The following is a 25,303-nucleotide window of genomic DNA, read 5'->3' on the forward strand; positions in this document are numbered from 1 at the left end:
CACGAGACTTTATCAGGCTGAACGAAAAGAAAGGAAGAGAGAGTTTAGCCCAGACAGTTAAAGTCTTTTCCATTCCCAAATGCCTCTAGCCATTCAAACCAAAAAACATAAAGAAGACAGAAAATCAAAACAGTGAGTAAACCCGCTTCAGGTTATCCACATAGTCACTGTCAAGGCACATGGTTTTGCCCGGCGTGTCGGAAATCTTTGCCACCGGCTGACCATTACAGGAGACAAGTTTAAGCACAATGCTCAGTGGCGTACCACCAACATCATTAGTCAGCCATGTACCAATACCAAAACTTGTGTGTGTCTGCCCTTCAAAAATCCGGCTGATCTCCAGGGCTCGGGTAAAGTCCAGTCCGTCACTGAACACAAGGGTGCGGGTACGGGGATCGATATCAATCTGTTCGTAGTGTTTAAGGGCCCGCTTTCCCCACTCCAGTGGATCACCGGAGTCATGGCGCATACCGCTGTAACGCAAAGCCAGATCCCGGTCAAAGTCCCGCAGAAACGCTGACATGCTGATAGTATCAGTGAGCGCAATACCTAACTCTCCCTGGTATTCCTGATGCCAGACTTCCAGAGCCTCACGCTGGCTAAGGGCAAGGTCAGACACCAAAGCCTGGTGGGCCTGAAGCCACTCATGCCCCATAGTTCCCACTGGCCTCAAACCCAGCTCACGGGCCAGCATCATATTACTGGTGCCTTGCAGCTGGTTCGGAAGCTCCCGGCTCAGAGTCTCAAGCATTTCCCTCTGCCAGGCCCGGCTAAAGCGCCGACGGGTACCAAAATCCACAAAATGGAAATCCTCACTTCCCGGCTGCTCTTTCAACCAGTTAATTTTCCGCTTCAGGCTGCTGCGCCCGATATCAATACTTGCTCCCTGTTGCAGAGAGCCTCCATAGAGTTCGCTGACAATGGCAAGGATATAAATCTCAAACAGGGTCACTTCCAGCCAACCGCCCCGGACATTGATATCCAGACAGTCCTCACTGATCAGAACATCAACAGCCCCCGGATCAAGTTGCTGACCAGATAACCAGTCCAGGTAGTCCGGTTGAAAAACACCAACCTCTGACAACCATTGCTTTTCTTCACTGCGCAGACGCACATCCGCCAGAGCATCAATCTGCTCCCGTACCTGCCCCGCCAGTGATGTCAGATCGACAGGCGTACGACAATGAAAACGGGCATCAACGACGGCCGTCGGATAACGATGAAACACAGCCTGCTGCATGGTGAACTTGTAGAAGTCCGTATCCAGCAGCGAAGAAATAATCGGGTCAGACATACAGTTTTCCTGAAACAGGCACTCCATAATCAATAAATATCAATCAACTTCCAACCGGGCAGCGCATTCTACCACCTCAACGCCGGCAGTTTTCATCTCCTTCAGGGCCTGGATCGCGGACTCAGCCGCCAGCTCCCGGGTCGCCGCCCTGTTCAACACCACACGAAAGCCCACCGCCCTCAGTTGCAGCGCCGTTATTTTCACGCAGTAGTCCAGTGCCAGACCACCAACAATCACCGTCGTGACCTGCTGGCTTCTTAAATATTCGATCACCCCGGTACTCTGGCGATCACCCAGATCGTGATAGCAGGCACCGTAAGGGTGCATATCCGGCTCAATGCCTTTCCAGACAAAAAAGTCATAGGCACCCGGTGCCGGCAACCCCTCCAGAAGCTCAAACCCCCGGGTGCCGGGAATCCCGTGGCGGGGCCAGCGAACATCTACGTTCTCCCCCTCCACAGGACTCAGGGGGGGAAAATCAGTAGTGGCTTCCCAGATCGCACCTGCCGGATGAGCATCCTTGGAACCCACCCGATACGCTGTCAATTCTGCCTGTTTATTCAGCTCATCAACGATCTGATCACCTTCGGGAACCGGCAGTTCCTGGGGGCACAATGGGGTAAAGCAGTTCTGGGCATCCACATCAAAAGATGCGATTTTGTCCCGTTTCCCAAGGGTGATCATCCGAGAACCTACATAGTGAACTACATTCACTAACATAGTGAAACTGATTCCAAAAGCTGTCAAGATGTATGTTCAAAGCATAAATCAGCCCATGCATACCCGAGACGCGATCACCAGCACGATGAGCAATAAAACCGATAATACTTCAGCCCTGTCCATGGCCCTGATCTCTGTCGATGTTATTGCCCTGCGCCTGTACAAAGGCCAGCTGCAGGTACTGACAGGGCCTGCCCGGCACCCTAACGCCACTTGCCCGAGAGCGCTACCGGCCGGGCGCATCAACCAGGATATTGACCCGGATCTGGAGCAGACCGCCCGTCGCCATATCCGTACTCTGACGTCAGCCACGCCTTCATGGCTGGAGCAAGTGGAAACCATTGGCAACAGCCGCCGGGACAGCCGGGGCTGGTCCCTGACCGTGATTTATTTCGCATTGCTCAGCGGGGAAGAACACAGTAACAGTGGGGGTGCCAAATGGCTGGATATTGCCATTGGCCAGAAAGTGAGATTGCCAGAGCTGGCGTATGATCACCAGATGTTGCTCCAATCGGCTATCAGGCGCCTGCGCAGCAAAATTCAGTACACGACCTTACCCCTCTATCTGTTGCCGGAAACCTTTACCCTGTCCGATATCAGCGAAGTGTTTACCAGCATACTGGGAAAAGCTCCCCCCATGCGTTCTATCCGCAATCGTTTTACTGACAGTGATATTCTTCAGGATACAGGAAAAAAACGATACGGCAGCAACCGCCCGGCCACCCTTTACCGTATCGCCGGAGGAAAGTGCAATCGTCAGTTCAGCAGGCTGTATGAGTCGACTCGTTAACACCCTGTCGGACGTAATTATCTTCCACCTGCCCCTGGTGATGCCTGGCTTCAATCCGATAATGACCCTGCCTGTGGAAACCCTTGTGCAGAAGAAGCCCCTGTGCAGATCTACCAGACTTTCTGCTATATAGAAATGTGGCAGCAGTTTTTTTGTATTGCCTCTACAAATCACATACAAATAAGTGGAGCTGTGAGCCTCAAGTGCGTATAAATACCCAAAACAAAAACACTTACATACTTCAATAAAAAAATGTCAGGAGTACCCCCGGTGAAACAGACAATCCTCAGAGTCTGCTCGCTCTCCCTTTTATTGTTTCTCACCCTGCCCTCGGCCCATGCTATCCAGATCAACGCTATTGATATTCCGGATACTGTCGCAGCATCCGGCTCCAGCACCCGAATGCAGCTCCAGGGGGCCAGTATCCGTAAATTCTTCCTGACACTGGATGGCTATATCGGTGTCCTGTACCTGGAAAACCCGACAAGTTCCGCTGAAAATATCCTGAACGATAAAGGTTATCAGCGCATGACTTTTATTCTTCTCAGACCCAAACTGAGTGCGCGGAAAATTGCCAGGGTTTTTGAAGACGCTTTTTATCTCAACAGTTCTGAAGAAGAGCTGAACAGGCTCTCTAAACCCATGGCTCAGGTTCTGGAGCTGATGAATGAAACCATTCTCTACGGAGAGCAGAGTTCCCTGGATTATATTCCTGGCGAGGGTATTCAAGTATGGTCCAAGGGGGTGCTGAAAGGCTCTGTACCAGGCTCAAAAGACCTCTTTAACACCTTTCTTAACGTATGGATTGGAGAATCTCCCCCCAACACAGTTTTCAAAAATGAGATTCTGGGACTTCCCGCCACGGAAGGTTGAATCCTGATATACTGACAGGCAGAAAAAATCTACGCATCCGGATTTATCCCTGTCCCTGTGCAAACCATAACTACAAATAACTATCCATAGTCTGTTGTTCCTGCGTATCTCCGCCCATAGACTATCATCACAGCCGGATTTTTCTGACAAGCTTTTTCTGAAAGCTTTTTCTGACAAGCAAGAGGGTTATGATTATGATCCCCATCAGACGGATTTTAATGGCGGTAATGGTAGTCCTTACTGGCGGTTGTGCGATGCAGAATGTGGACTGGGACTATGACCCGTCACGCTCTTTAACTGGACTGAAAACATATGCCTGGCTGTCCACGGAAAAAAATGGCAAAACGAGCTATGACACCCAGGCCCTTACGCAGCAACGCATTCACTCCGCTGTTGATCGGGATCTGGAAACCCGGGGCTATAGACTGGTGAAGCCTGTACCGGAGGAGAATGCGGCAGACAGGGTGGACTTCCTGGTGAATGATCGTATGGAAGTCAGCGTACGCCAGGAGCAGCGCACCACCACGAACTACATTGGCTACGGCTACTATCCCTGGACAGCCGGTGTTGATACAGAGTCCGTAATCCGCACGTACGACCAGGGCACACTGATTATTGATGTTATTGATCCAAAAACAAAAAAACTGATCTGGACAGGACGTTCCTGGTCCCGTCTGTCCAACAGATCCACGCCTGAAGAACGCCGGGAAAAAATTGATACAGCCGTCAGAAAAATCCTTTCAGGCTTTCCCCTCCCCCCGAAGAAATAAACCGGAATTCTGAAAAAGCCGGTTTAACCACCGGCTTCATGAACACTGCCCTGATGTCCCGTGACCAGGGGATGTCACTCCGGCAGGCCACAGCCAGTGGCCCTTGAGTTTATCCCCATGACAACTACCTTTTCATACTATTTCTTCAGATTATCCGTGAATTAAGGTTCAGACTATGGCGTTCTCAGCACCTTCCGGCATTATGATGGACTGTCCCCTGTTAATCCGGGACATTCTTCTCCATGCGGAGCGTACCTGGCCCGACAGGGAGATTGTGTCAGCCACCCATTCCTCCCACCTGTACCGAACCACCTTTGCTGAAACCTTTCGCCGCACCAGGAAACTGGCCAACGCCCTTGGGGATCTGCAGATACAGTCCGGAGATCGCATCGCGACCATGGCCTGGAATGATCATCGCCACCTGGAGATCTATTATGCCGTCGCCTGCTCGGGAAGCATCTGCCATACCATCAATCCCCGGCTCTCTCATGAACAGATCACCTATATCATCAACCACGCCCGGGACAGCTGGATTTTTACCGCTCCGGACTTTATACCTCTGCTGGAAAAACTGCTGCCTGAGCTAAACACCGTGAAAGGGTTTGTCATCCTTAATGACACAGGAGAACCCTGTTCAACAACTCTGCCCAACACCGTCGACTACGAAACCCTTCTCACGCCTACCAGTGACCAGTTTGACTGGCCCGATTTTCCGGAAACCACAGCCAGTTCCCTCTGCTATACCTCAGGGACAACAGGCAACCCCAAGGGCGTACTCTACAGCCATCGCACCACCATACTGCATACCCTGATCTGTAATCTGGCCTCAGCCATTGGCCTGACTGAACAGGATGTGGTTATGCCGGTTGTGCCCATGTTCCACGTTAACGCCTGGGGAATTCCTTACACAGCCGCCATGGCTGGTACCAAGCTGGTTCTGCCCGGCCCCCACATGGGCAACGGTGAATTGCTGCAGAAACTGATTGAACAGGAAAAGGTAAATAAGGCTTTTGGCGTGCCCACCATCTGGCTGGCCCTGGTGCACTACCTGGAAAAATCCGGCAAAACAGTGGATAGCCTGCAGCAGGTATTTACCGGCGGCACCGCTTGCCCGCGGCATATTATGGACACCCTGCTGTCCCGCTACGGCGTCGATACCATCCATGTCTGGGGTATGACAGAACTCAGCCCCCTAGGCTCACTGACACGGGCAGAAAGTTACTCAGAACTCAGCTATGAAGAACGCATGGACCTGCGATGCAAACAGGGACGTCCTGCTTTTGGTGTCCAGATGAAACTGAAAAATGATCAGGGCCATCCCGTCAGCCATAACGGTGAGGAACAGGGCACCCTGTTTATCAAGGGTTATGCTGTCAGCAGTGGATACCTTGAAGAGGACGGTACCGAAGCTTCCTCTCCCCGCAAATCACACGACCATGAAGGGTGGTTGAATACCGGCGATATCGGCACAATAGATGAACAGGGTTACCTGCATATCACCGACAGAGCCAAGGACATCATCAAGTCCGGCGGCGAGTGGATCAGCTCTATCGCCCTGGAAAATCTGGCCATGGCCCACCCAGGTGTTGCGGAAGCCGCAGTTGTTGCCATTCCCGATGAAACCTGGGGCGAACGTCCACTTCTGGTGACTGTGAAAAAACCATCCCAGGATGATAATCTCTGCGAAGAATCACTACGGGAGTGGTATCGGGGCAAACTTCCAGACTGGATGCATCCGGACAAAATTGTGTTTGTTGATCAGCTGCCCCATACCGCAACGGGAAAGGTGATTAAGTCCAGACTACGGGAACAGGTTGCTTCCTGGCTGACCCGGTAGTCATCTCAAAAACAGACACTTTAAAAAAACGCCGGAATCAACGGGCAAGATGATTGCAGGCCGAAACCTCCGAAAAATCAAAGCTTCCACCTGCTGCGCCAAAAGTCACTCCCCCCAGATTCGCGTAACCCACACTCCTAGAGTCTGGAGCAGCTGTCAACCATACATGTTCGTAAAACAAGAGGGCAAGAAAATCCATGCCAAACCTGGGATACGGGAGCATCTTAGGAGCAATCGCGATCGTTTTACATATAGTCTGCAGATCAACGCCCCCTGAGCCATGGGCCCCTCCAAGAGATAGACCGAAATTCCCCGATGAAAATTTTAAAGTCCCCCCGCTTCCGGGCCAGATAGTGCACTCGGATACGCCTATTACCCCAGCCAAATTTCCACACGAGAACTGAGCACCAATCCAACCATTCTTATCGTAAAAGCCACCCATAGGCTGACCGTTCACGTTCAGAAAAACGGGAGTGCTGCCACCAGAAACCGAAACAAGATTCTGGTTCTGGCCGGACGTGTGTGTAAATGGTTCTGTATGCCACCAGGAGCCATTGTCTTCCGCTGTCCTGAGATAAATCTGATACTGCTGCCCCTCCTGTAATTGCACATTGTATGTGACCGGCGTGGCATCCGTACTGGTATTGGTCACCAGAAATACTGTCCCTTCTGTATTATCGGGGCCATCGAGAGACAGAGCATTGAAAGACGAAGCAGTGAAAGATGAAGAACTGGAACGCAGGGAAGAGGGAGGCACTTTAACAATCCGAAACTGGTCAAGATTCTGCACAACCCCCCGACTGGTTTTCACGGGCAGGTCTACTGTTAAGGACATCTCACCTGACCAGGCCCTGAAAGCAAAAAGCCCGCAAATAATGACTGAGAATAAACGCATGATACTTTGTCCAATACAACATACAGGTTAGAGTCTGCAAGTCTAGTCAATAATAGCCGGGCCACAAACGGGACAGCAGCCTGTGCTGAGTACACTTATCTCCGTCAGGAACACCCGGGAAGGCCTTCCATCATGGCACAACATCAGCAGTGCCCCTGATTCAGAGTAATGCCCTGGCTGTATATACAACACCAGCCTTTCGTTACGCCTCTTCGGTAATACCCTGGCTTTTCAGATAATCATCGTAAGAACCATGGAAGTCCGTCACACCCTTATCAGTGATCTCGATAATGCGCGTGGCCAGAGAGGAGACAAACTGACGGTCGTGGGATACAAAGATCAGCGTACCGGGATAATTCTCCAGAGCCAGATTCAAAGCCTCAATAGACTCCATATCCATATGGTTTGTGGGTTCGTCCATTAACAGAATATTGGGCTTCTGCTGAATCAGCTTGCCAATCAGCATACGCCCCTGTTCACCACCGGAAATCACTCTCACGGACTTTTTAATATCGCTCTGGGAAAACAGCATACGACCGAGGGTGCCGCGAATGGTCTGTTCATCTTCCCCTTCGTTCTGCCATTGGCTCATCCAGTCGAACAGATTCATATCCATCTCAAAATCAGCGCTGTGATTCTGGGCGTAATAACCAATGCTGGCGTTATCAGACCATTTCACAATACCAGCTCTGGGTTCCATCTGCTGTGCCAAAGTGTGCAAGAGGGTAGTTTTACCAATACCGTTCTGGCCGATAATGGCGATACGTTCACCCACTTCCACCAGCATATTTACGTCGTTGAACAGTAGTTCATCATAGCCCTGAGACAGTTTGGTCACTTCCAGGGCGTTACGGAACAGTTTTTTCTCCTGGTCAAAGCGGATAAACGGGCTCTGGCGACTGGAAGGCTTCATCTCTTCCAGCTTGATCTTGTCAATTTGCTTCTGGCGGGAGGTGGCCTGCTTGGCCTTGGAAGCATTGGCAGAGAAACGGCTGACAAAGGTACGCAGTTCCGCGATCTGGGCCTTCTTCTTGGCATTGTCGGCCTGCATACGTTCACGGGCCTGTTCTGCCGCGATCATGTATTCATCATAAGAACCGGGGAACACCCTTAGCTGGCCATAGTCCAGATCAGCCATATGGGTGCAGACACTGTTCAGGAAGTGACGGTCGTGGGAAATAATGATCATGGTACAGTCCCGCTGACGCAGCACACCTTCCAGCCAGCGGATCGCGTTGATATCCAGGTTGTTGGTGGGTTCGTCCAGCAGCATCAGGTCAGGATCGGAGAACAGCACCTGGGCCAGCAGCACCCGCAGTTTCCAGCCGGGGGCCACGGCGCTCATGGGGCCATAATGCTGCTCAATGGGAATATCCAGGCCCAGCAGCAGTTCACCGGCGCGGGCCTCAGCGGAATAACCATCCATCTCACCGAACTGCACTTCCAGGTCGGCGACACGCATACCCTCTTCTTCGCTCATCTCACCCTTGGCGTAAATGGCGTCACGCTCGGATTTCACCTTCCAGAGTTCCGTATGGCCCATAATCACCGTGTCGATCACACTGTACTCTTCATAGGCAAACTGATCCTGATTCAGTTTGGCCATGCGGGTATTGGGTTCCAGGCTGACACTGCCGGCAGCGGCTTCCAGCTCCCCGGTCAGGATTTTCATAAAGGTGGACTTGCCACAACCATTGGCACCAATCAGTCCGTAACAGTTGCCTTCACCGAATTTTACGGAGATATCTTCAAACAGTGGCTTGTCGCTGAACTGCATGGCGATATTGGCTGTAGTAATCAAATTTTCATCCTGTACTGGTGTCTTTATCAGCGAAACGCGGAGAAAGCGGTATCGTTAACTAAAAGGCGCGCAGACTACATGGCTGAGAAGGTTCAGGCAACACTGCATTTATCTCCACAGGACAAACAATATAATCTGTAAGACTGTGTTAGTCCGGATATTTCATAAATTGCCCCGAAGATCGCGCCGGGGCTTGTGGCTCTAAGGTGTTTGGCGAAGAAGTGCCGTACCGGGGCGTACGGTCAACTGAGCCAAATCTCCTTAGAGTGGCAGGGAACAAACGAGATCGGGAGCATGTTTATGAAATATCCGGGTTAGCCTGCCTGCCTCTTATGTTAGCGGGAGTAACCTTTCCCCTCCATTGCATAAACATAGCCAATCCCTGGCTGTCTACTAGTGACCAGTCATTATCCTTTGATAAACAGGATGTTTATATGCAGAACGTCACCAGCAGACCAGCTTCCCAGCAGCCCCACTCCCCTGCCAGCACGAAGGAGCCCCAGACTGCCATTACTGTAAGCCCAACAACCACCGTAAGCACTGAATCAGATTCCCCTGTACGAACCGCCACAGGGGTACTTCCCGGTAAACAGATTTCCGTAATCGCCTATAACCGCTCCCGAAAAGGCTCAGCAATAAAAAAAGAGGGGCTGGCGATAAAAGAAAGATGCCCCCTGAGCGACGGTGCTTTCCCTACATTAAAAATGCTGGGAGTCCGCCAATTACTTTCTCACTCTCAAAAAGAGCGTTTAATGAATAATGAGTACCGGCTGGTGCTGGACACGCAGAGTATTGAAAAGAAACTGGGCAAACAGAAAATAGCTGTTGCAAGGCAACAGCAACTGGATGAGACACTGATTGACTCAAGTTACCCCCATCAGGTATTCCAGTCTGTTCTGGACGACTTTTTGGACAACTCACTTAAAATATCCGAGGAACCACCTGAACAGCCTGTTTTAATAACTCACCAAAAGCCTGGCTTAAGTCCTTCAGCAACCGCAACAACTCCCGGAGGCAACCCTTACCAGCAAGACCGTTTCAGCGCAGAGACCTTCATTGCAGGAGCGATAACTGTCAGTCATGCCGCCAAGGCATACCAGCTTTTTGGTATTTATGACGGCCATCGGGGAAATACCTGTTCAGAAAAGGCCTCGAGGCTTATCCCAGCCCGACTGCAGTACCGTCTGGATACCCTGACACGATACCTGGAATATCAGACCGCTGAATGGAATGCCCTGAAAATAGCTCCAGTCGACGCCAACCATATTATAAAAAGCGAGTCTGACTGTACCATGGAAGGCTCAACATTCTGTCTGGCCCTGATCAGGGCTAATACCATTATCACGGCTAACGGTGGTGACTCCAAAGCCATGCTTGTTGACCATCAAGGGCAGGCTATTCAGCTTACCGAAGATGCCAAAGCAAGCATCGCCGCCTATATCCGGTCTATTAACAAGCGGGGAGGCGTCATAGGTTACGACCATGGTAACCCTAACGACACCACTTTCAGAGTCGGTGGAGATATTGCTCCGGCCCGTGGTGTTGGTGACGGTCGAATGGCGGGGATAAGCGCCCGCTCCAAAATCACCTCCCACACAATGGAGAATAATGGCCACGGCCATACTCTGATTCTCGCCAGTGACGGCGTGTTTGATCTGGCCACAGTGGAGCAAATCGGAACGCTTGTTTCAGCCCTTAGAAAGAAGGGTGCTACCGAAACAGAAATGGCCGACACCATAGCCAAACTATGCTTGATAACCGCACAAAATATGGTGAGAGCAAACCATAAAGAAAGGGAGAAAGCCTTAAAAATGGGACTACCCGCAGACCCGGAGAAAACGCTGAAAAGTTATGCCGATAATATAACCGTGACAGTTGTCTTCCCTTCTCCTGTCGGGGACGTTCAGCAATCAACTGAATCGAGGGTATAAAACGGCCTGGACTTGCCGCGGAAAAACTTATATCTGGTCGTATATCCTGTCATTTTTCCTTATGATAACGGCCCTTTCCCTTTTTAAGCCTGTCCCACCATGTCTGATAACGATGACCTGTTTGATGGCGAACAACTCAAAGCCATTATTGAAAACCAGCTTGAGCAGGGCGATCCTGTTCCCGTGAAAGAAACCCTGATGCGCCTGATGATGACAGGCACAGAACGGGACGAAGCCATTGAACTGATGGCCTGCGCCCTGGGTCTGGAAATGGAAGATGTGGTCAATAACGGCGCGACCTTTAATCTCAGCCGCTACACCGCCAACCTTGACCTGCTTCCAGACACCCCCTGGCTTGATGAGTAACTGAAGTTGCTTAATCCAGCGAATCGTGGAAAGTGAAAGATCATAAACAGGCTCTAAAAAGCACTCTCAAAAATATCAATAATATCTGCTTTGGTGGCCTGTATCGGATTGGTCAGCCCACAGGCATCTTTCAGGGCATTATCCGCCAGAGTCGGGAAATCCTTTTCTTTGACGCCCAGCTCTTCCAGCCCATCGGGAATACCCACATCCATAGACAACCCCTGGATTTCATGGAGGGCGCTGTCCGCCCCTTCCCTGTCGGAAATACCGGAAATATCCACTCCCATGGCCGCGGCAACCCGGGCAAGTTTCTCCGGGCAGGCCCGGGAATTAAACACCTGTACATGGGGAAGAAGAATAGCGTTGCAAACCCCGTGGGGCAGATCATAAAAACCACCCAGCTGATGGGCCATGGCATGGACATACCCAAGGCTGGCGCTGTTAAAGGCCATACCTGCCAGCAGCTGGCCGTAAGCCATCTGATCCCGGGCTTCCATATTGTCGCCATCAAACACCGCTGTCCGCAGCCAGGTGGAGATAATTTCCACCGCCTGTAACGCGCAGGCATCGGTGACCGGCGTGGCGGCGGTGGACACATAAGCCTCCACAGCATGGGTCAAAGCGTCCATACCTGTGGCTGCGGTCAGGGAACGGGGCATGCCCTGCATAAGGCCAGGGTCGTTCACAGACATAAGTGGAGTCGTGTTCTTATCGACTATCGCCATTTTTACATGGCGCTTGTCGTCAGTAATAATGCAGAAACGGGTAATCTCACTGGCCGTACCCGCCGTGGTATTGATACAAACCAGGGGCAGCTGGGGTTTGGAGGATGCGTCCACACCTTCATAGTCGGCTATCTTGCCGCCATTACTGGCCACCAGGGCAATACCTTTGGCGCAGTCATGGGGAGAACCGCCCCCCAGGGATATAACACAGTCACATCCGCTGGACTGCAGCTGCCTCAAACCATCTTCAACATTCTTGACCGTGGGATTGGGCCTGGTCTGGTCGAAGATCTCACAGATAATGCCTGCGCTGCCCAGCTTCTCCACCACACTGCCCGCCAGCCCGATGTCCACCAGCACCTTGTCGGTCACCACCAGGGCCTTGTTCAGGCCCAGGGTACGGATATCACCAATGGCTTCTTCCAGACAGCCAGAGCCCATATGGTTAAGGGAAGGCATATAAAATCGATAGGCGCTCATGGAATTTTATCTCAGGAGAAAACTGAATATAAGAATAAGGCGAAACAGGATTAGTGACAGCCGAGATACATACAGGTTTTATCTCTACACACCGGATCCATAAGTTCATGGGGAAACATTCCCAGGGAACATGTCTGACTACCGCTGTCTGATAACTGAACTCTGATACTATTATCAGGACAAAAAAGCCTGCTCCATTTGTAGCGCTCGCCGCACAGCCAGTCACCCCCGCCACTTTCATCAACAATTCTTATCTCACGAAAAGACCCACCACAATCTCCAGAAAAATTATAAGACACATTATCACTATGCTTATTCACACCATGGATATACTGACCAGAACAGTGTTGACCGCTTATATAAACAGCGACCGTCTTTCCTTCAGGAATAGAGCTGGTATCAAATATTACAGTACCTTCAGCCTGGGCCGACAGTGAGAGCACCATAAATATCAAACAGCCCGCCCCCGCAGAATGAAAGAATTGCGTACTGGAACGATAAACACCCATAACAGTTTATCTCAGGAAAAACTGCCATAAGAATAGACAACAAAAGAAATTAAACAGTAAATGGTCTCAATCAGGTGAAAGACAAACCGGGTTTTCACCAGGATATGTCGGGCACAGACATGTTCCTGTCCTTCGGCAAAATAAAATCGCGGGACAATACCCCGAACCCGATTCTTTGGCCAGACAGGATGTTCTTCCCCTCCTTGAGCCGGGTATTATTCTTGCGGCACTAAGCCTTGCCGTACTAAGCCTTGCCGTACTAAGTCTTGCTGCATTAAGGTTGCTCTATTTTTTATTCCGCGAATTACCAAGGAGAACGCTGTCGTGCACCCTCTCGCAGGTCAACCTGTCCCCAGCGACAGTCTGGTGAATATCCCCCGCCTGGTCAGTGCTTATTATTCCCAGCAACCTGATCCGGCAGAAGCCGCCCACAGGGTCAGTTTCGGCACTTCCGGCCACAGGGGCAGCTCATTGCGCTGCACCTTTAATGAACATCATGTACTGGCCATTACCCAGGCCGTGTGTGAGTACCGTGCGTCTGCCGGAATCACCGGCCCGCTGTATATCGGTATGGATACCCATGCCCTTTCCGAAGCGGCCTTCACTTCAGTGATGGCAGTGGCCGCCGCCAATAACTGCGAGGTTTTCTACCAGATCGGCCGGGGCTTTACTCCAACACCGGTTATTTCCCACGCCATCCTCAGCCATAACCGTGCCCACAAAGATCAGGCCGACGGCATTATTATTACCCCGTCCCACAATCCGCCGGAAGATGGCGGTATCAAGTACAACCCTCCCCACGGTGGCCCGGCCGGCACCAGCATTACCCACCAGATTGAAGACCGTGCCAACGTCTTGCTGGAAGCGAATCTGGAAGGTGTTCAGCGTATGCCTCTGGAACAGGCCCTGGCCGCAGATACAACCCATGCCCACGACTACATCAAGCCCTATGTAGACGATCTTGGCCAGGTGCTGGATATGGAAGCCATCGCCAAAGCCAATCTGAAAATTGGTGTCGACCCTCTGGGTGGCTCAGGTATTGCCTACTGGGATGTCATCGCCGAACGCTATGGCCTGAATATTGAGCTGGTCAGCCGGGAAATTGATCCGTCCTTCCGCTTTATGCGTCTGGATAAAGACGGCGCTGTACGCATGGACTGTTCTTCCCCCTGGGCTATGGCCGGACTGGTCGAACTGAAAGACCGGTTTGATATCGCCGTGGGTAATGACCCGGACTATGACCGCCACGGCATCGTCACCCGCTCCATGGGGTTGATGAACCCTAATCATTATCTGGCCGTAGCCATTGATTATCTTTACAGCCACCGTCCGGACTGGCCAGCCACAGCAAAGATCGGCAAAACCCTGGTATCCAGCTCTTTGATAGACCGTGTGGCGGAAGGTCTGCAACGGTCTATCTGTGAAGTTCCGGTGGGCTTTAAATGGTTTGTGGATGGCCTGGGCAGTGGCGAGCTGGCTTTTGCTGGCGAAGAGAGCGCCGGTGCCAGCTTCCTGCGCAGGGATGGCCAGCCATGGTGCACCGATAAGGACGGCATTATCCTCGCCCTGCTGGCCGCTGAGATTACCGCAGTCACCGGCAAAGACCCGGGTGAATACTATCAAGAGTTAGCCGCCAAATATGGAGAGCCGGTGTACTCCCGTATTCAGGCACCTGCGACACTGGAGCAGAGACAAATCCTGTCAAAGCTGAACCCACAGGCAGTCAGGACAGATACCCTGGCGGGGGATGTCATCCGGCAGTGCCAGACCAAATCCACCGGCAATGGCGCGGCTATCGGTGGTTTGAAAGTCATCACCGATAACGGCTGGTTTGCCGCACGGCCTTCCGGCACGGAACCGGCCTATAAAATCTACGCAGAAAGCTTTAAAGGGGAAGACCACCTCAAGCAGTTGCAGAAAGAAGCTCTACAACTGGTTGCTGATGTTTTTGCCGCTGCTGAGCGACAATCCTCAAGAGATTAATCCTCAAGAGAATAATCCTCAAAAGAATAATCCTCAAAAGAAATAGCCCTCGGGGCGTAATCCTGAATTGTCGGGCAGTTCTGAATATTTTCAGAAACGTTTAATATTCCGGCTTTCCATGGTTCAAAACCAGCTTTGCAGCCACCGGTGACACCTCCGGTGGCTGCCCCGGAGTCAGTATCACCTGGCAGGACAGTTTTAACTCAGAGTCAGTGTCGTACTGGATCGGCAGCACTCCTCCCATCAGGTCCGGGATCAACCGGGGAAATGCACTCAGGACAAAGTTCATGGTGACTTTATTGCCATCATGGTCAACATCAATCTGTTTATGGCCCCGGTTAACATCAAACACCCCCAGCTCCCCCAGCGGTCCCTGTGCCGCCAGGGTCAGCCATACGGCCATATCGTTAAAAACAGACTGGTTAAGAACTGAAAGAACTTCATGGGCCTGGGTTTTATCCATGCCCTGCAGGAAATTGCCAACACGGGTTTTCAGTTCTTCCCGATTTCGGGATTTCTGCTGATCTGTTACCCCCTCTCCTTCACGGCGATATTCGCAGTTATCAAATATCAGCTGCCCATCCCGGTGCAGCTGGAACGCCTGGCGCTGAAGATCCCTCTGAGTTTGTATATCCATTCCGGGAACAGAGCCTGCGGCCGCAACTTTTGCGGCACCTTGTGCTTTATGAATATTATCCCTGATGCCACCAGCCACTATCTCGTCATTACCGCACTGCTGCAGCTGCTCGGAAAGATCTTCTTCAGGAGCCAGCAGTAAATTAAGCTTCATCTGGTCACAGAGATTTTCAAATGGCTTCATCTCATCATCGGAAAGTACCGTATCCGGAACCAGCTGCGTCCAGTTTTTCAAGGCAGACAGGGATTTCAGGGACTCACCCAGTCCATGGCTCTGTTTCATGGCCTGGGTAAATGCCAGCCACTGCTCAGGATGAAGAATCTTAACCAGCCTCTCCCTGACAGCACCGGCAACAACCTGCAGCTCTTGTAATGCTGCCGTGCTTTTCCCTTTGGCTTTAGCCTGGCTAATCAACCCCTGAATATCGTTATGGAACCCCAGCAATTGCTCACAGCAAGCTCCCGGCCTTTGCGATTGCTGCAGCAGCTGAAAATAGGCTGACACTCGATTATGCAGAGCCTTTCTACGCGTTTTGTTAAGGTTTTTTCCCTGAGAGAGTTGCGTCAAATCCTTTTCCAGTGCCTTTCTCTCTTTCCCTGCCTTCTCCCAGCACGCATGTTCAAGGGTTAAAGATGGCGGAACCCTGATTGAAGCTCCTCTCTGAGTTATACCGGCTTTTCTTTGCGATAGTTTTTTGCCTTCCCCCCCCCACAACTGTCCATTGGGAATAAATTTCTGGCCCTTGTCCGGCTGGGAAAAGGGGCCAGCAGCGTTCTGGTGGGTGCTGGGAACAGATGCCGGAGAACCTGAAGGTGGAACGTTGGATGGAGGCATAATCGGGGTTACCTGCCGGAGAGTGTTCTCCTTTGATGGTAGACAACCCCGATACAATGATCCTGCTTAACGCCAGGTCCAACCATACCAGCCACTTTTGCGGCTGTTAGCGTAATTCATCACATGGTAGATATAGTTCTGCTCATGGGTGGAGCGGAACAGCTGAGCCCATGGACCACCAGCATAGACAGCCACATCCTCACCGGAATGGGTTTCTGAACGCAGGGGAATCAGGGATTCCTGACGGAAGTCCAGAGCCTGAGTATCATACTCATCCAGGTTGACCCGGCGCGGTCCCAGTATTTCACCAGTCCTGTAATCCACCCCGGCGGTTCCCGGCCCATTGGCATAACCCAGGGTTGTATAAGGCTTATCATCAGCCGCCAGAGCCACTTCCCCTTTCACGGTCTTAACAACACCGAGAATCGGGTTACCACGCTTCGGATATCCAGCCATAGTCATTACATGACCATGGTCAGCAGTAACAATTATCAGGGTATCCCTGTCAGAAGTTTTTTCCCGGGCGACCTTTACTGCATCCGCCAGAGCAAGGGTGTCTTTCAAAGCCCGCTGAGCATTTCCGGCATGATGGCCATGGTCAATCCGGCCAGCTTCCACCATCAGAAAAAAGCCTTTGCGGTTTTTCTGGAGAATATCCAAGGCCTTGTCGGTCATCTGGGCCAGTGAAGGCTCGCCCCCCGTATCATCGGCGCGATCCGCTGCGTACTCCATATGGGAACGCTCAAACAGACCCAGAAGATGCCTGGTGTTGTAAGGGTCGATAGAGTCAAACTGCTCCTGGTTCCAGACATAGGCCGCTCTTCTGTGCTTGCTGACCCACTCCTGGGTCAGATCACGGCCATCGACACGCTCGCCTTTTTTACCGGTATCTTCCGGATCGTCCATAGTGGCCGGAATAAAGTTACGACGTCCGCCACCTAACGCGACTTCCAGACCATTGCCATAGGGAAAGTCAATCAGCTGGCTGGCAATATCCCTGCAACCAGCCGCTTTCTCAGCCGCCGGAATATCACTGTCTGCTTCCCAGTTCCGATCCGGAGCATGGGCATAAGTGGCAGCGGGAGTGGCATGGGTAATACGTGCGGTACTGACGACACCTGTCGACATACCCTTCTGCTCCGCCTCCTCAAGGAAAGACATGAGTTCATTGCCTGAAACGCTGGCACAGTCGCCACGAATAACATTCTGGGTAACACCTATCAGGCCAATACCGGTTTTCACCCCGGTCATCATGGCAGTCATGGTGCCGGCGGAATCCGGAACCTGAGCATTGGTGTTATAGGTTTTGGAAAGCGCCAGATAAGGCAGGGTCTCAAAATCCAATTTGTTCTCTTCGCCGGCTTTGCCCTGCATCTGGCCTTCAAAAATACGGGAAGCGGTCACTGTGGAAATGCCCAGACCATCCCCGACAAAAAGAATGACATTTTTCGCCCGACGGTAGGAGGGCAAGGCATTCAGCTGTTTGTGCAGTTCTTCCTGTCCCTGCTGGTACCAGCCTTCCGGTGTTTCATTTGCGTGCTCATTCGCTGAAGCGGCAATACTTCCAAACGTCATCGCTGCCATCAACGCCATTGGATAAGTTTTCACCTGAATCCCCTGTTCCATGTTGATATGAGTTTTTAACTTCTACCATCCACATGAAAAAACAGTGGCACTCTTATGAAACTTTTATAACCGCATAACCGCATAACCGGCGACATGGGAGAGAATGACAATGACAGCCGGGATGGCTTGCCGTCCCGGCTGTTATAACCAGGAACACTCTTCAACAGGGGCGATGAACCGTATCACTTCCTGCAAGCCTCAGGAAATCATCCATAATAAAAAAGATATAAAAAGCCAGACCGAATAAAGAGGCAAGGAGCCCGCCCCTTGATTAACTACGACTCCCTGAAACCCGTCGCCAAACGGCTGAAAAAAGAGTGGCAGCCCCTTGGGGTTGGCAAAGTCTCAGCCTCCAGACACGAACACGGCATTGTGCTCAAATGCAACTTCAAGACCCTGAGCGATGAAACCGCATCAATGAGCGCCCTGCTCACACCGGGCATTAATCCCGCCTCCAACGTCAACCTGATCCTTGATGCCATTCTTCCTGAATCCCACTCCCTGGAGCCTTTACTGCCAGCGCTGAGTGCTTTTATGCAGCAGGCTACAGCTCTGCTGAGTCCGGTCTCTTTGCTGGTTGATATGCGCACCCAGCAGCTGGTGATTCGCCAGGCCCAGATTATGGGGCTGACCTATCCCATCAATACCGTGGCTTTTTTTAATGCCGCACAAATGTTGATTCCCATGATTCAAAAGACCGTGGAATCCATGCGCGCCAGCAACCCTGCCCCGGATGAAGCCCGGCAGATGGCCGATATCCTGTCTGAAAGCTTTTATGGAGCCCTGACCGAATGAATCCTCTCAGCAAACAGGTAATTGCCAGCCACCTGACCAACCAGAAGCTTAACCCCAGCGAACGGGAAACCGATGATCCGGCCATCAGCTGGGTGTTTGAGCTGGCTCCCGATATTCAAAGCGAACTCTTCTGCCATGAGCAGGAAGACAATGACCTGACCGTGATAATGCTGACATCTGTGGCTTTACAGTCCAGTGAAAAAGCCACCACCCTGACAGCGGCTATTGCCCCGGCCCTCGCCCCTGCCGCCATTATTGCCATGGATGAAGCCCTGTCCCTGCGACTCTTACTGAGAGGCAACCGGGAAAGCATTCCCACTTTGCTGGATGAGGGCATTATTTTGTCGAGGCATATTCTTGGCTCTGTCTGCACACGGATTGTGGAACTGGCGGAGGGAAAGATCACCCTGCAGATGGCTATGATCAAAGCTATGGAAGCTTTGCAGGGGCAGGGGCAGGGGCAGGATCAGCAGGCCCCAGTCTGACAGAAGGTGTGCTTAGAACTGCCAAGAGCGCCATGAAAGCCGGATATACTGTCGCAGTTGATCACTCCATGAATCTCGTGCTCGAAGCCGCCACACCGACAATATTAAGTGACAGTCACCTGGGACAACATACATACATGTCATGTGTCGGCAAAGGTTTACTGTCCGATTGAACTCCCGAATCCCCCTGGAACCTGTATTTGGTACACAGCCTGAGGAGAGATTCGGGCTGTTTTTATAATTCTGAGGGCAGACTTACCACATCAGGTCATCGGGAATCTGGTAATCCGCGTAAGGATCATCCTCATCCTCCCCTTCTTGGTTATTCCGGTTATTGACCAGCAGATATTTATCCGCTTCTTCACCCAGACGTTCTGCCAGACGTTCAGCAACCTTGCCGGATATCAGGGCATATTCCTCTTCATCCAGGCGAGCCAGGGCCAGGCGGCCATTACTGAGTTCTTCAATCTGGCGATCATGGATATACCACTTTTTGATCTTCTTGTTATCAACAAAACTATAACTGTTCTCGCCATCTTCCCGCTTCACCAGGTTAGTCTGGATGATCTGACGAATCTGGGCCTGCTTCTCTTTTTCCGCCCATTCAGCATCGCGCTTGCGGTTCAGTTCCCGATCACGCTCAATCTGCTGTTGCTTTTCCTGCTCCAGCCGCTGGCGCTGCTCGGCCTGGACATCAATGCCCTGTTTCTTCTGCTTTTTTTTCTGGGTACGGGCCTGCTGATGCTGCTTTTTGCTGGCCACACCGGCTTTCATTAACTGGTCACGTAGGGAACTCATAATCGTATCTGATAATGCCTTGAATAAACTGGTATGAATTATACCCCTGATGGCCCGACAGAAAAGCTCTGTACTTGCCCAAAGAACGGCAACCTCTTTACCATAGGCCGTAACCTGATAATGGAAAGAATATTTATGTCCCGCCTGTCTTTGCCATGGGAACGTCCCAACCCTTTTATCTGGCGAATATCCTGTACACAGGAACACCAGGACAGGCTTGGCCATGTCAATAATGTCCAGTATCTGCACTGGCTGGAAGAAGCGGGCTGGCAACATATCACCGAACTCGGCGCGCCATGGGAACTGTGGGAAGAATCCGGCGCGGCCATGGCCACCACGGAAACCCGGGTAAAATATCTGGCACCGGCCCGGGCAGGGGATTTGATTTATGTGGGCACCTGGCTGGTTGGCGGAGACCGCCTGCGTATGCGCAGACAGTTCCAGATTATCCGCGCTTCAGACAACACCACCCTGTTGCAGGCTGAGCAGGACTATATCTGCATTAATATTGAAACGGGAAAACCCAGGCGTATGCCCGGGTTTATGCTGAAAGCCCACAAAACCGGGGCCAGGAATGCCACAGTTAAGACAACGCTTTAACCTACCCAACTGTCAGTGTGCAAGCCTGGAAAATTCCTCGTCAGTGATTGAAAACAGGGAACCGCCGATAGGGAATATCCCCTGCGATAAATTCGCCAATCTGAGCGGTGACGAGACTTTCTTCCAGATCTTAAAGTCAGAAGTATCATAAGCATACCATTCCGGATGGTATGGGATATGTTTCTCTTTACCCGGGTGACCCGGGCCCATGTACGATATAAAAAACAACCGCCAGGTTTTGCCCATCTCAAGTATCGGAATACTGCCAGCTCCAACCCCCTTTCGGTAAGAAACAGGAATGGGAATAAACGAATTGTCCCGGACACCACCCAAGGAAAAATGCCCTGTCGGCTGCGACCCTGTCAGGACCAGGAAATCGACGGGGGGGAAATGTTCTGACAACGGCGCATTGGGCTCTCTTTGACAGACAAGTTTGTAATTTGAATCCACTCTGGCAAGCGAAACATAATTACACACAGAGGATACAAAGCCATTCGTTCTTGGCAGCGGAAAGTGTTTCTGGTCAGTGAAAAGGGTAAAGGGGCTAAAGTGTTTAAAGTCAGCCGTGGTTATATAATAGGTATTATAAAATCTCCCGGGGCCTTCGCCCTGCTGCCCAAAGAGCAGCTCCGTCCAGTAAATAACGTAATGGCTGTTTTGCCCATCCCAGATTATCCGGGGAGCATGTCGGGTGAAAATACCCTGGGTAACCGTTTGAAAATCAAACTTCTGAATATCAGACCAGTCCAGCAGGTTTCGGGAATGCACAATGCCCAGTTTGTCCCGGTTATCCTCCTCGAAAATGAAAGCAAGATGGAAGATATTATCCTGACCACGGATCAGGTACGGGGAAGAAAGGCTAGAGGGGTAATAGCGACTTGGCAGCATCCAGTAACTTCCCTCCTGTCCCGGGCCTTGCAGTTGCGTCCAATCAGCCCCGTTATGGCTATAAGACAGGTACAGTTTGTCGTTTCCATAATCATCACTGTTGCCTGTTGTCGTGGAATAGGCATATATGTAAATGTCTGAAGTAACGGCGTTGATCGCACTGGTTAGAAATACCAGAAGAAACGTGGCTATACGCCGGAAAGAAATAAGTGAATATGCAGCAGTCCTGGTAAGCAGGATAACCAGGTTTCTCATCCCAACCTCTCTCGTGGCTTTGGAAGCCTCTGCTGTGAACGGTTGCGACAATATGGGCATGGTATTGCCCTTTGTCCATTTTCAAGTGTCGTAATAATGTCCGCTAAAGCCATCACCGCGACTATAACCGGCCACGGGGCGCAGGGCTTCTGTTTTGACCCAACGCTCCTCTCTACGTTTTTCCGGAGTAGCCAGGTTTGTTACCCAGCCAGCAGCTATGTCGAGATCAAATATGACGAGATCAAATATGCCGTGATCAAAAACAGCGTTTGTACACATTATGTTCTGTTCCACGGTCTCTGCCAGGGTTTCACCAACAAAGCCAGGCAGCAGGATAAACCCTGAAACAACCCGAGCCAGCAGGATTCTCTTGAACAGTTTTTTCATCACGACTCCCAGCACAGCCATCCATAGTTGGCAGAAGTCTAAGACAGACTGAAAAGCGTACCTATTGGACCTTGGTGGCAATCAGGGCACTTTTATTGATTATTGATACCAGTAACAGCAAAGCCTCAGGAAAACCATTACTCTGTCCGGCTGATCTGGTAGAACATGGGCTGAGTATCAGCTCGTCAGCGCCAGACAAAAATCAGGAACAGACCACAGATAATCCAGGTCAGGGCAATCAGCCAGAACGTAATCGGGTTCTGGCTGCGGCTCACCGGTTCAAAAAGATGAGTATGGCCGCTGCGAATATCCGGAATGGTCCAGCAGATAATAATAACGCCCCACAGCCAGGTAATTTCAAAAATCACCGCAACCAGAATACAGACCAGTCCGGTCAGGGCACGCCACTTGATATTTTCCAACGACATTCCAGCTCCCACAGCCACGCATTCACCGTGCCGTCATAGTCTTTTAAATCGATAGCCTCATAGTATAAGGCTGCATGCCCTCGACGGGTGGTATAGAGGTTTCCTGACGTTTATCCAGAATCAATCATTGCAGGGCGCTCTATAAGCAGGCACTCCCGTTCACGCAGGCTCCCCAGGGCAAAACGCTTACGATTGGAAAGTGTATCCAGCCATTTTCGTCGCACTTTCAGATTAGGTTGCTGTTCCGTCGCGTCCGGAAGATATTCCACTTCCCCACGGACAATTTTGCGCTGTCGTCTTCTACAGGGATCAAAGGCGTAGAACCACTCATCATCTATAGAGAGTGCCAGCACATAGTGCCAGAGCCCTTTGCCGGAATGGAGGCGAACCAGAGCAGTACCTCCCCGCTCCAGGCAATCCACCAGAGGCCCGCGCCCCGTTACGCTGACAGAATCCCGCTCAAGATATACAGTATTCAGGGCAAAGCAGCCATCCCGGTACTTCTGCAACCAGTTCCCCAGCAGGGCAACCGCCAGACCGGTTGTACCATGACCCAGCTCTCCCCGGGCTGTGACCGTGTCAAGGGTATGGAGATAGATTCTCTGAATCACCAGAGGCGGGATATCATCCCGCTCAAACAGGTAGGCCAAAGCATTAATAAAGGAAACAGGTACGCAGTCATAGGCTGACACCTGATAATGAAAAGGCGTCCGCAAAGCCATTACGCAACCATGAGGGAAATCAGATGCCTGAGCCGTTCGCCTGAACAGCCGGTCAGCCCCCAGAGCAGGTCTTTATCAGTGGGCTGTTCCTCGAATATATAACCGTCCATAGATTACAGACCCTGTTATCGGAAAACCTGAAGCTTTCGGTTCCTGTCCAAAGGAATGAACACCCACTTCCTGTATGTCAGGCAGAAACATCAAACTGTTGTCCGATTTATCTTATGTGACTCCACTGCCAATGTGAACAGTTGTATAAAATTCAACCACACTGATTTACATTTTAAGTCTTCATCAGAACCCCAAAGGCTGGGCAAACCCGGCCAGTCTCTCTTTCTCGACCAGCTCCAGCCAGGCGTCTCCCAGCCTGCGGCTTTCGCTGACTACGGTTTTCCAGTACTTTTTGCGGCTGTGCTGATCCAGGGACTGAAAATCCTTTCTGTCCGGGATTTTTCCATAGGGTAGATTGCTGACAAATTCAGATGAAGGGGTCAGCATCAGTGTACGACTATAATTTTCCGCAGCGGGCTTACGCCAGGGCAGGCTTTTATCAAACCACCCCGGTACCGGCTGTTCACGGAAATGGGGGTAGAGAACCAGACCGCCATCAATATCAATAGGCAGGTCAAAATGGTAATCGGACACCCCGCCATCCAGGTAAAGGCCCGGACCAGCACCGGCAATATCCCTTATTCCTTCCAGAACCAGGGGAATAGAACCAGAAGCGAGAATAGCATCGGGAAGATTATGCTCAGTCATCTCCACTTTTCGGGAAGGCATATCATTCAATGCTTTTAACGGAAAGCCACCGTCCGGATGGGTAAACAGGACCCGGGTAAAAAAAGCCCCCAGTAAACGGCGATGCACCGCATTTCCTGTGGCAGCGGCCAACAGCCCGGCCATCTGTACTGGAGCCCTGCGGCTGGTCACCGGACCATGGGCCTGGACCGCCACAAGGTTCAGCCGGAAAACCGTGTTGGCAACAATCTCCCTGGCACCGGAGTCACCATGAATTTCCCGGAGAAACACCCGGGAATCTTCCGTCACCTCCGCTGGCGACTGGCCACTGACAAATGTACTGTTGATATAGCCGTTTTCAAAATTATCCAGTGCTGTCAGCTGATTTTCCCTGCCATAGCAGGAGAACCGCCAGCAACCAGCAGAGCTGCCCAGAAGATGCAGCGGATCGGTACGATACTGAAAAGTCTCTCCCAGCAGCGCCCGGTCCAGCCCGCTCAAAACAAACCACTTGGGTCCGCCAGAAGCCCCCAGCATGGCTTTAATATCCTGTTGCCGGAACCCGTTTTCCTGAAGATGCGCCAGAGCCTGTGAACCGCCACGCACCACCAGCAATTTTGAAACATCCATTCTTGTTCTGCTCTACATCAGTAACCGGTAAACAAAACACCGGCCAGAAGATTAACTATGCTTTGTGCAATCAGGGCACAAAGTATACAGAAGAAAAGCCTTTATTAAGAAGAAAACAGCGGCGAGGTTCCACCAATACCAGACACAAGGCAAGTATGCTGGAGGGCAATGCAATCAGGACTGCAGAATGCCCTGTTCTTTCAGAAAAGCGTCCAGCTCAGTGTAACCACCAATATAATTCTGGCCGTGGAAAATCTGGGGAAGGGTTTTAACTTCCCGGCCGATGGTCTTTTCCAGGTCAGCCTGCTGAATACCTGCTTCGTGTACATCAATGTAACGGAACTCCAGCTCCTTACTTTCACAGACTTCTTTGGCACGGGTGCAGTAACCACAACCAGACCGGCCAAAAATAGTAATCTTCTTCATAGTAAACCCTGGTAAAACTTAGCTGTATGAACCGAAAGCCATAAGGCTGTAACCGCCCGATAATGGCAAAACATATCTGA

At 51.4% G+C, this 25,303-nt stretch carries 27 protein-coding genes; 12 read left to right on the plus strand and 15 right to left on the minus strand.

Annotated elements, in window-relative coordinates:
- Positions 1-124: 124 nt before the first annotated feature.
- Both pncB and ACY2RQ_RS01635 read right to left on the minus strand, forming a co-directional pair.
- Complete coding sequence (gene pncB, locus ACY2RQ_RS01630) at positions 125-1,294, minus strand: nicotinate phosphoribosyltransferase (RefSeq protein ID WP_490111200.1); 1,170 nt, start codon at positions 1,292-1,294, stop codon at positions 125-127.
- A 39-nt stretch (positions 1,295-1,333) separates the two neighbouring features.
- On the minus strand, positions 1,334-2,014 hold the full coding sequence (locus ACY2RQ_RS01635; RefSeq protein WP_490111201.1) for an isochorismatase family protein: 681 nt from the start codon (positions 2,012-2,014) through the stop codon (positions 1,334-1,336).
- 55 nt (positions 2,015-2,069) lie between these two features.
- Here ACY2RQ_RS01635 and ACY2RQ_RS01640 point away from each other — a divergent pair, with 55 nt between their 5' ends.
- The 5 genes from ACY2RQ_RS01640 (at position 2,070) to ACY2RQ_RS01660 (ending at position 6,284) form a co-directional block, all read left to right on the plus strand.
- Positions 2,070-2,804 carry an NUDIX hydrolase gene (locus ACY2RQ_RS01640; RefSeq protein ID WP_490111202.1) on the plus strand — a complete coding sequence of 245 codons (735 nt, stop codon included), beginning with the start codon at positions 2,070-2,072 and terminating at the stop codon, positions 2,802-2,804.
- Entirely contained in the window at positions 2,788-2,937 is a 150-nt protein-coding gene (locus ACY2RQ_RS01645) for a hypothetical protein (RefSeq protein ID WP_490111203.1), read from the plus strand. Before ACY2RQ_RS01640 ends, ACY2RQ_RS01645 begins: the two co-directional genes overlap by 17 nt.
- A gap of 137 nt (positions 2,938-3,074) precedes the next feature.
- Positions 3,075-3,677, plus strand: coding sequence for a chalcone isomerase family protein (locus ACY2RQ_RS01650; RefSeq protein ID WP_490111204.1), 603 nt, complete (start codon positions 3,075-3,077; stop codon positions 3,675-3,677).
- Between the two features lie 194 nt (positions 3,678-3,871).
- On the plus strand, positions 3,872-4,447 hold the full coding sequence (locus ACY2RQ_RS01655; protein WP_490111205.1) for a DUF4136 domain-containing protein: 576 nt from the start codon (positions 3,872-3,874) through the stop codon (positions 4,445-4,447).
- A gap of 175 nt (positions 4,448-4,622) precedes the next feature.
- Positions 4,623-6,284, plus strand: coding sequence for a long-chain fatty acid--CoA ligase (locus tag ACY2RQ_RS01660; RefSeq protein ID WP_490111206.1), 1,662 nt, complete (start codon positions 4,623-4,625; stop codon positions 6,282-6,284).
- Positions 6,285-6,321: 37 nt separating this feature from the next.
- Here ACY2RQ_RS01660 and ACY2RQ_RS01665 read toward each other — a convergent pair whose 3' ends face one another.
- Both ACY2RQ_RS01665 and ACY2RQ_RS01670 read right to left on the minus strand, forming a co-directional pair.
- Entirely contained in the window at positions 6,322-7,119 is a 798-nt protein-coding gene (locus ACY2RQ_RS01665; RefSeq protein ID WP_490111207.1) for a hypothetical protein, read from the minus strand.
- Between the two features lie 262 nt (positions 7,120-7,381).
- Positions 7,382-8,980, minus strand: a complete 1,599-nt coding sequence (locus ACY2RQ_RS01670; protein WP_490111208.1) for an ABC-F family ATPase — start codon at positions 8,978-8,980, stop codon at positions 7,382-7,384.
- A gap of 434 nt (positions 8,981-9,414) precedes the next feature.
- Here ACY2RQ_RS01670 and ACY2RQ_RS01675 point away from each other — a divergent pair, with 434 nt between their 5' ends.
- Both ACY2RQ_RS01675 and ACY2RQ_RS01680 read left to right on the plus strand, forming a co-directional pair.
- The gene (locus ACY2RQ_RS01675; RefSeq protein ID WP_490111209.1) at positions 9,415-10,911 is read left to right on the plus strand and encodes a PP2C family serine/threonine-protein phosphatase; all 1,497 of its coding nucleotides are present in this window, start codon (positions 9,415-9,417) and stop codon (positions 10,909-10,911) included.
- Between the two features lie 99 nt (positions 10,912-11,010).
- Entirely contained in the window at positions 11,011-11,277 is a 267-nt protein-coding gene (locus ACY2RQ_RS01680) for a hypothetical protein (protein WP_490111210.1), read from the plus strand.
- Positions 11,278-11,330: 53 nt separating this feature from the next.
- Here ACY2RQ_RS01680 and yiaY read toward each other — a convergent pair whose 3' ends face one another.
- Together yiaY and ACY2RQ_RS01690 are read right to left on the minus strand one after the other, a co-directional pair.
- On the minus strand, positions 11,331-12,482 hold the full coding sequence (yiaY, locus tag ACY2RQ_RS01685; protein WP_490111211.1) for an L-threonine dehydrogenase: 1,152 nt from the start codon (positions 12,480-12,482) through the stop codon (positions 11,331-11,333).
- 50 nt (positions 12,483-12,532) lie between these two features.
- On the minus strand, positions 12,533-12,991 hold the full coding sequence (locus tag ACY2RQ_RS01690; protein WP_490111212.1) for a hypothetical protein: 459 nt from the start codon (positions 12,989-12,991) through the stop codon (positions 12,533-12,535).
- Positions 12,992-13,315: 324 nt separating this feature from the next.
- Between ACY2RQ_RS01690 and pgm the strand changes: the two genes are divergently transcribed.
- Positions 13,316-14,974 carry a phosphoglucomutase (alpha-D-glucose-1,6-bisphosphate-dependent) gene (pgm, locus tag ACY2RQ_RS01695; protein WP_490111213.1) on the plus strand — a complete coding sequence of 553 codons (1,659 nt, stop codon included), beginning with the start codon at positions 13,316-13,318 and terminating at the stop codon, positions 14,972-14,974.
- Positions 14,975-15,074: 100 nt separating this feature from the next.
- Here the strand turns inward: pgm and ACY2RQ_RS01700 are convergent, their stop codons facing one another.
- The gene (locus ACY2RQ_RS01700; protein ID WP_490111214.1) at positions 15,075-16,445 is read right to left on the minus strand and encodes a hypothetical protein; all 1,371 of its coding nucleotides are present in this window, start codon (positions 16,443-16,445) and stop codon (positions 15,075-15,077) included.
- A 66-nt stretch (positions 16,446-16,511) separates the two neighbouring features.
- A complete protein-coding gene (locus ACY2RQ_RS01705; protein WP_490111215.1) occupies positions 16,512-18,053 on the minus strand; it encodes an alkaline phosphatase family protein in 1,542 nt (513 codons plus the stop codon).
- A gap of 121 nt (positions 18,054-18,174) precedes the next feature.
- Here ACY2RQ_RS01705 and ACY2RQ_RS01710 point away from each other — a divergent pair, with 121 nt between their 5' ends.
- From ACY2RQ_RS01710 to ACY2RQ_RS01720, 3 genes are read left to right on the plus strand one after another with little or no spacing between them, the layout of a single operon-like run.
- Positions 18,175-18,318: a hypothetical protein gene (locus ACY2RQ_RS01710; protein WP_490111216.1), complete on the plus strand. Its 144-nt coding sequence runs from the start codon at positions 18,175-18,177 to the stop codon at positions 18,316-18,318.
- A 20-nt stretch (positions 18,319-18,338) separates the two neighbouring features.
- Positions 18,339-18,866 carry a hypothetical protein gene (locus tag ACY2RQ_RS01715; RefSeq protein WP_490111217.1) on the plus strand — a complete coding sequence of 176 codons (528 nt, stop codon included), beginning with the start codon at positions 18,339-18,341 and terminating at the stop codon, positions 18,864-18,866.
- Positions 18,863-19,351 carry a hypothetical protein gene (locus ACY2RQ_RS01720; protein WP_490111218.1) on the plus strand — a complete coding sequence of 163 codons (489 nt, stop codon included), beginning with the start codon at positions 18,863-18,865 and terminating at the stop codon, positions 19,349-19,351. Before ACY2RQ_RS01715 ends, ACY2RQ_RS01720 begins: the two co-directional genes overlap by 4 nt.
- A gap of 255 nt (positions 19,352-19,606) precedes the next feature.
- Here the strand turns inward: ACY2RQ_RS01720 and ACY2RQ_RS01725 are convergent, their stop codons facing one another.
- Positions 19,607-20,149, minus strand: coding sequence for a DUF2058 domain-containing protein (locus ACY2RQ_RS01725; RefSeq protein ID WP_490111219.1), 543 nt, complete (start codon positions 20,147-20,149; stop codon positions 19,607-19,609).
- Between the two features lie 33 nt (positions 20,150-20,182).
- Between ACY2RQ_RS01725 and ACY2RQ_RS01730 the strand changes: the two genes are divergently transcribed.
- Positions 20,183-20,749, plus strand: coding sequence for an acyl-CoA thioesterase (locus ACY2RQ_RS01730; protein WP_490111220.1), 567 nt, complete (start codon positions 20,183-20,185; stop codon positions 20,747-20,749).
- A 12-nt stretch (positions 20,750-20,761) separates the two neighbouring features.
- On the opposite strand, the gene ACY2RQ_RS01735 is transcribed toward ACY2RQ_RS01730, so the two are convergent.
- The 6 genes from ACY2RQ_RS01735 to ACY2RQ_RS01760 form a co-directional block, all read right to left on the minus strand.
- The gene (locus ACY2RQ_RS01735; protein WP_490111221.1) at positions 20,762-21,952 is read right to left on the minus strand and encodes a glycoside hydrolase family protein; all 1,191 of its coding nucleotides are present in this window, start codon (positions 21,950-21,952) and stop codon (positions 20,762-20,764) included.
- Between the two features lie 21 nt (positions 21,953-21,973).
- Positions 21,974-22,279, minus strand: a complete 306-nt coding sequence (locus tag ACY2RQ_RS01740) for a hypothetical protein (RefSeq protein ID WP_490111222.1) — start codon at positions 22,277-22,279, stop codon at positions 21,974-21,976.
- A gap of 185 nt (positions 22,280-22,464) precedes the next feature.
- Entirely contained in the window at positions 22,465-22,707 is a 243-nt protein-coding gene (locus tag ACY2RQ_RS01745) for a hypothetical protein (protein ID WP_490111223.1), read from the minus strand.
- Between the two features lie 110 nt (positions 22,708-22,817).
- Entirely contained in the window at positions 22,818-23,429 is a 612-nt protein-coding gene (locus ACY2RQ_RS01750) for a hypothetical protein (RefSeq protein ID WP_490111224.1), read from the minus strand.
- Between the two features lie 294 nt (positions 23,430-23,723).
- The gene (locus ACY2RQ_RS01755; RefSeq protein ID WP_490111225.1) at positions 23,724-24,797 is read right to left on the minus strand and encodes a patatin-like phospholipase family protein; all 1,074 of its coding nucleotides are present in this window, start codon (positions 24,795-24,797) and stop codon (positions 23,724-23,726) included.
- Between the two features lie 174 nt (positions 24,798-24,971).
- Positions 24,972-25,223 carry a GrxA family glutaredoxin gene (locus ACY2RQ_RS01760; RefSeq protein WP_490111226.1) on the minus strand — a complete coding sequence of 84 codons (252 nt, stop codon included), beginning with the start codon at positions 25,221-25,223 and terminating at the stop codon, positions 24,972-24,974.
- Positions 25,224-25,303: the final 80 nt, after the last annotated feature.

It is taken from the genome of Parendozoicomonas sp. 209JJ7-1 (assembly GCF_058147085.1).

Excerpts from the sequence above, each read along its gene's own strand:
- pncB (WP_490111200.1), bottom strand. The coding sequence starts at position 1,294 with ATGTCTGACCCGATTATTTCTTCGCTGCTGGATACGGACTTCTACAAG.
- ACY2RQ_RS01635 (WP_490111201.1), bottom strand. The coding sequence starts at position 2,014 with ATGTTAGTGAATGTAGTTCACTATGTAGGTTCTCGGATGATCACCCTT.
- ACY2RQ_RS01640 (WP_490111202.1), top strand. The coding sequence starts at position 2,070 with ATGCATACCCGAGACGCGATCACCAGCACGATGAGCAATAAAACCGAT.
- ACY2RQ_RS01645 (WP_490111203.1), top strand. The coding sequence starts at position 2,788 with ATGAGTCGACTCGTTAACACCCTGTCGGACGTAATTATCTTCCACCTG.
- ACY2RQ_RS01655 (WP_490111205.1), top strand. The coding sequence starts at position 3,872 with ATGATCCCCATCAGACGGATTTTAATGGCGGTAATGGTAGTCCTTACT.
- ACY2RQ_RS01660 (WP_490111206.1), top strand. The coding sequence starts at position 4,623 with ATGGCGTTCTCAGCACCTTCCGGCATTATGATGGACTGTCCCCTGTTA.
- ACY2RQ_RS01665 (WP_490111207.1), bottom strand. The coding sequence starts at position 7,119 with ATGTCCTTAACAGTAGACCTGCCCGTGAAAACCAGTCGGGGGGTTGTG.
- ACY2RQ_RS01675 (WP_490111209.1), top strand. The coding sequence starts at position 9,415 with ATGCAGAACGTCACCAGCAGACCAGCTTCCCAGCAGCCCCACTCCCCT.
- ACY2RQ_RS01680 (WP_490111210.1), top strand. The coding sequence starts at position 11,011 with ATGTCTGATAACGATGACCTGTTTGATGGCGAACAACTCAAAGCCATT.
- yiaY (WP_490111211.1), bottom strand. The coding sequence starts at position 12,482 with ATGAGCGCCTATCGATTTTATATGCCTTCCCTTAACCATATGGGCTCT.
- ACY2RQ_RS01690 (WP_490111212.1), bottom strand. The coding sequence starts at position 12,991 with ATGGGTGTTTATCGTTCCAGTACGCAATTCTTTCATTCTGCGGGGGCG.
- ACY2RQ_RS01700 (WP_490111214.1), bottom strand. The coding sequence starts at position 16,445 with ATGCCTCCATCCAACGTTCCACCTTCAGGTTCTCCGGCATCTGTTCCC.
- ACY2RQ_RS01710 (WP_490111216.1), top strand. The coding sequence starts at position 18,175 with ATGACAATGACAGCCGGGATGGCTTGCCGTCCCGGCTGTTATAACCAG.
- ACY2RQ_RS01720 (WP_490111218.1), top strand. The coding sequence starts at position 18,863 with ATGAATCCTCTCAGCAAACAGGTAATTGCCAGCCACCTGACCAACCAG.
- ACY2RQ_RS01725 (WP_490111219.1), bottom strand. The coding sequence starts at position 20,149 with ATGAGTTCCCTACGTGACCAGTTAATGAAAGCCGGTGTGGCCAGCAAA.
- ACY2RQ_RS01730 (WP_490111220.1), top strand. The coding sequence starts at position 20,183 with ATGAATTATACCCCTGATGGCCCGACAGAAAAGCTCTGTACTTGCCCA.
- ACY2RQ_RS01735 (WP_490111221.1), bottom strand. The coding sequence starts at position 21,952 with ATGCCCATATTGTCGCAACCGTTCACAGCAGAGGCTTCCAAAGCCACG.
- ACY2RQ_RS01740 (WP_490111222.1), bottom strand. The coding sequence starts at position 22,279 with ATGAAAAAACTGTTCAAGAGAATCCTGCTGGCTCGGGTTGTTTCAGGG.
- ACY2RQ_RS01745 (WP_490111223.1), bottom strand. The coding sequence starts at position 22,707 with ATGTCGTTGGAAAATATCAAGTGGCGTGCCCTGACCGGACTGGTCTGT.
- ACY2RQ_RS01750 (WP_490111224.1), bottom strand. The coding sequence starts at position 23,429 with ATGGCTTTGCGGACGCCTTTTCATTATCAGGTGTCAGCCTATGACTGC.
- ACY2RQ_RS01755 (WP_490111225.1), bottom strand. The coding sequence starts at position 24,797 with ATGGATGTTTCAAAATTGCTGGTGGTGCGTGGCGGTTCACAGGCTCTG.
- ACY2RQ_RS01760 (WP_490111226.1), bottom strand. The coding sequence starts at position 25,223 with ATGAAGAAGATTACTATTTTTGGCCGGTCTGGTTGTGGTTACTGCACC.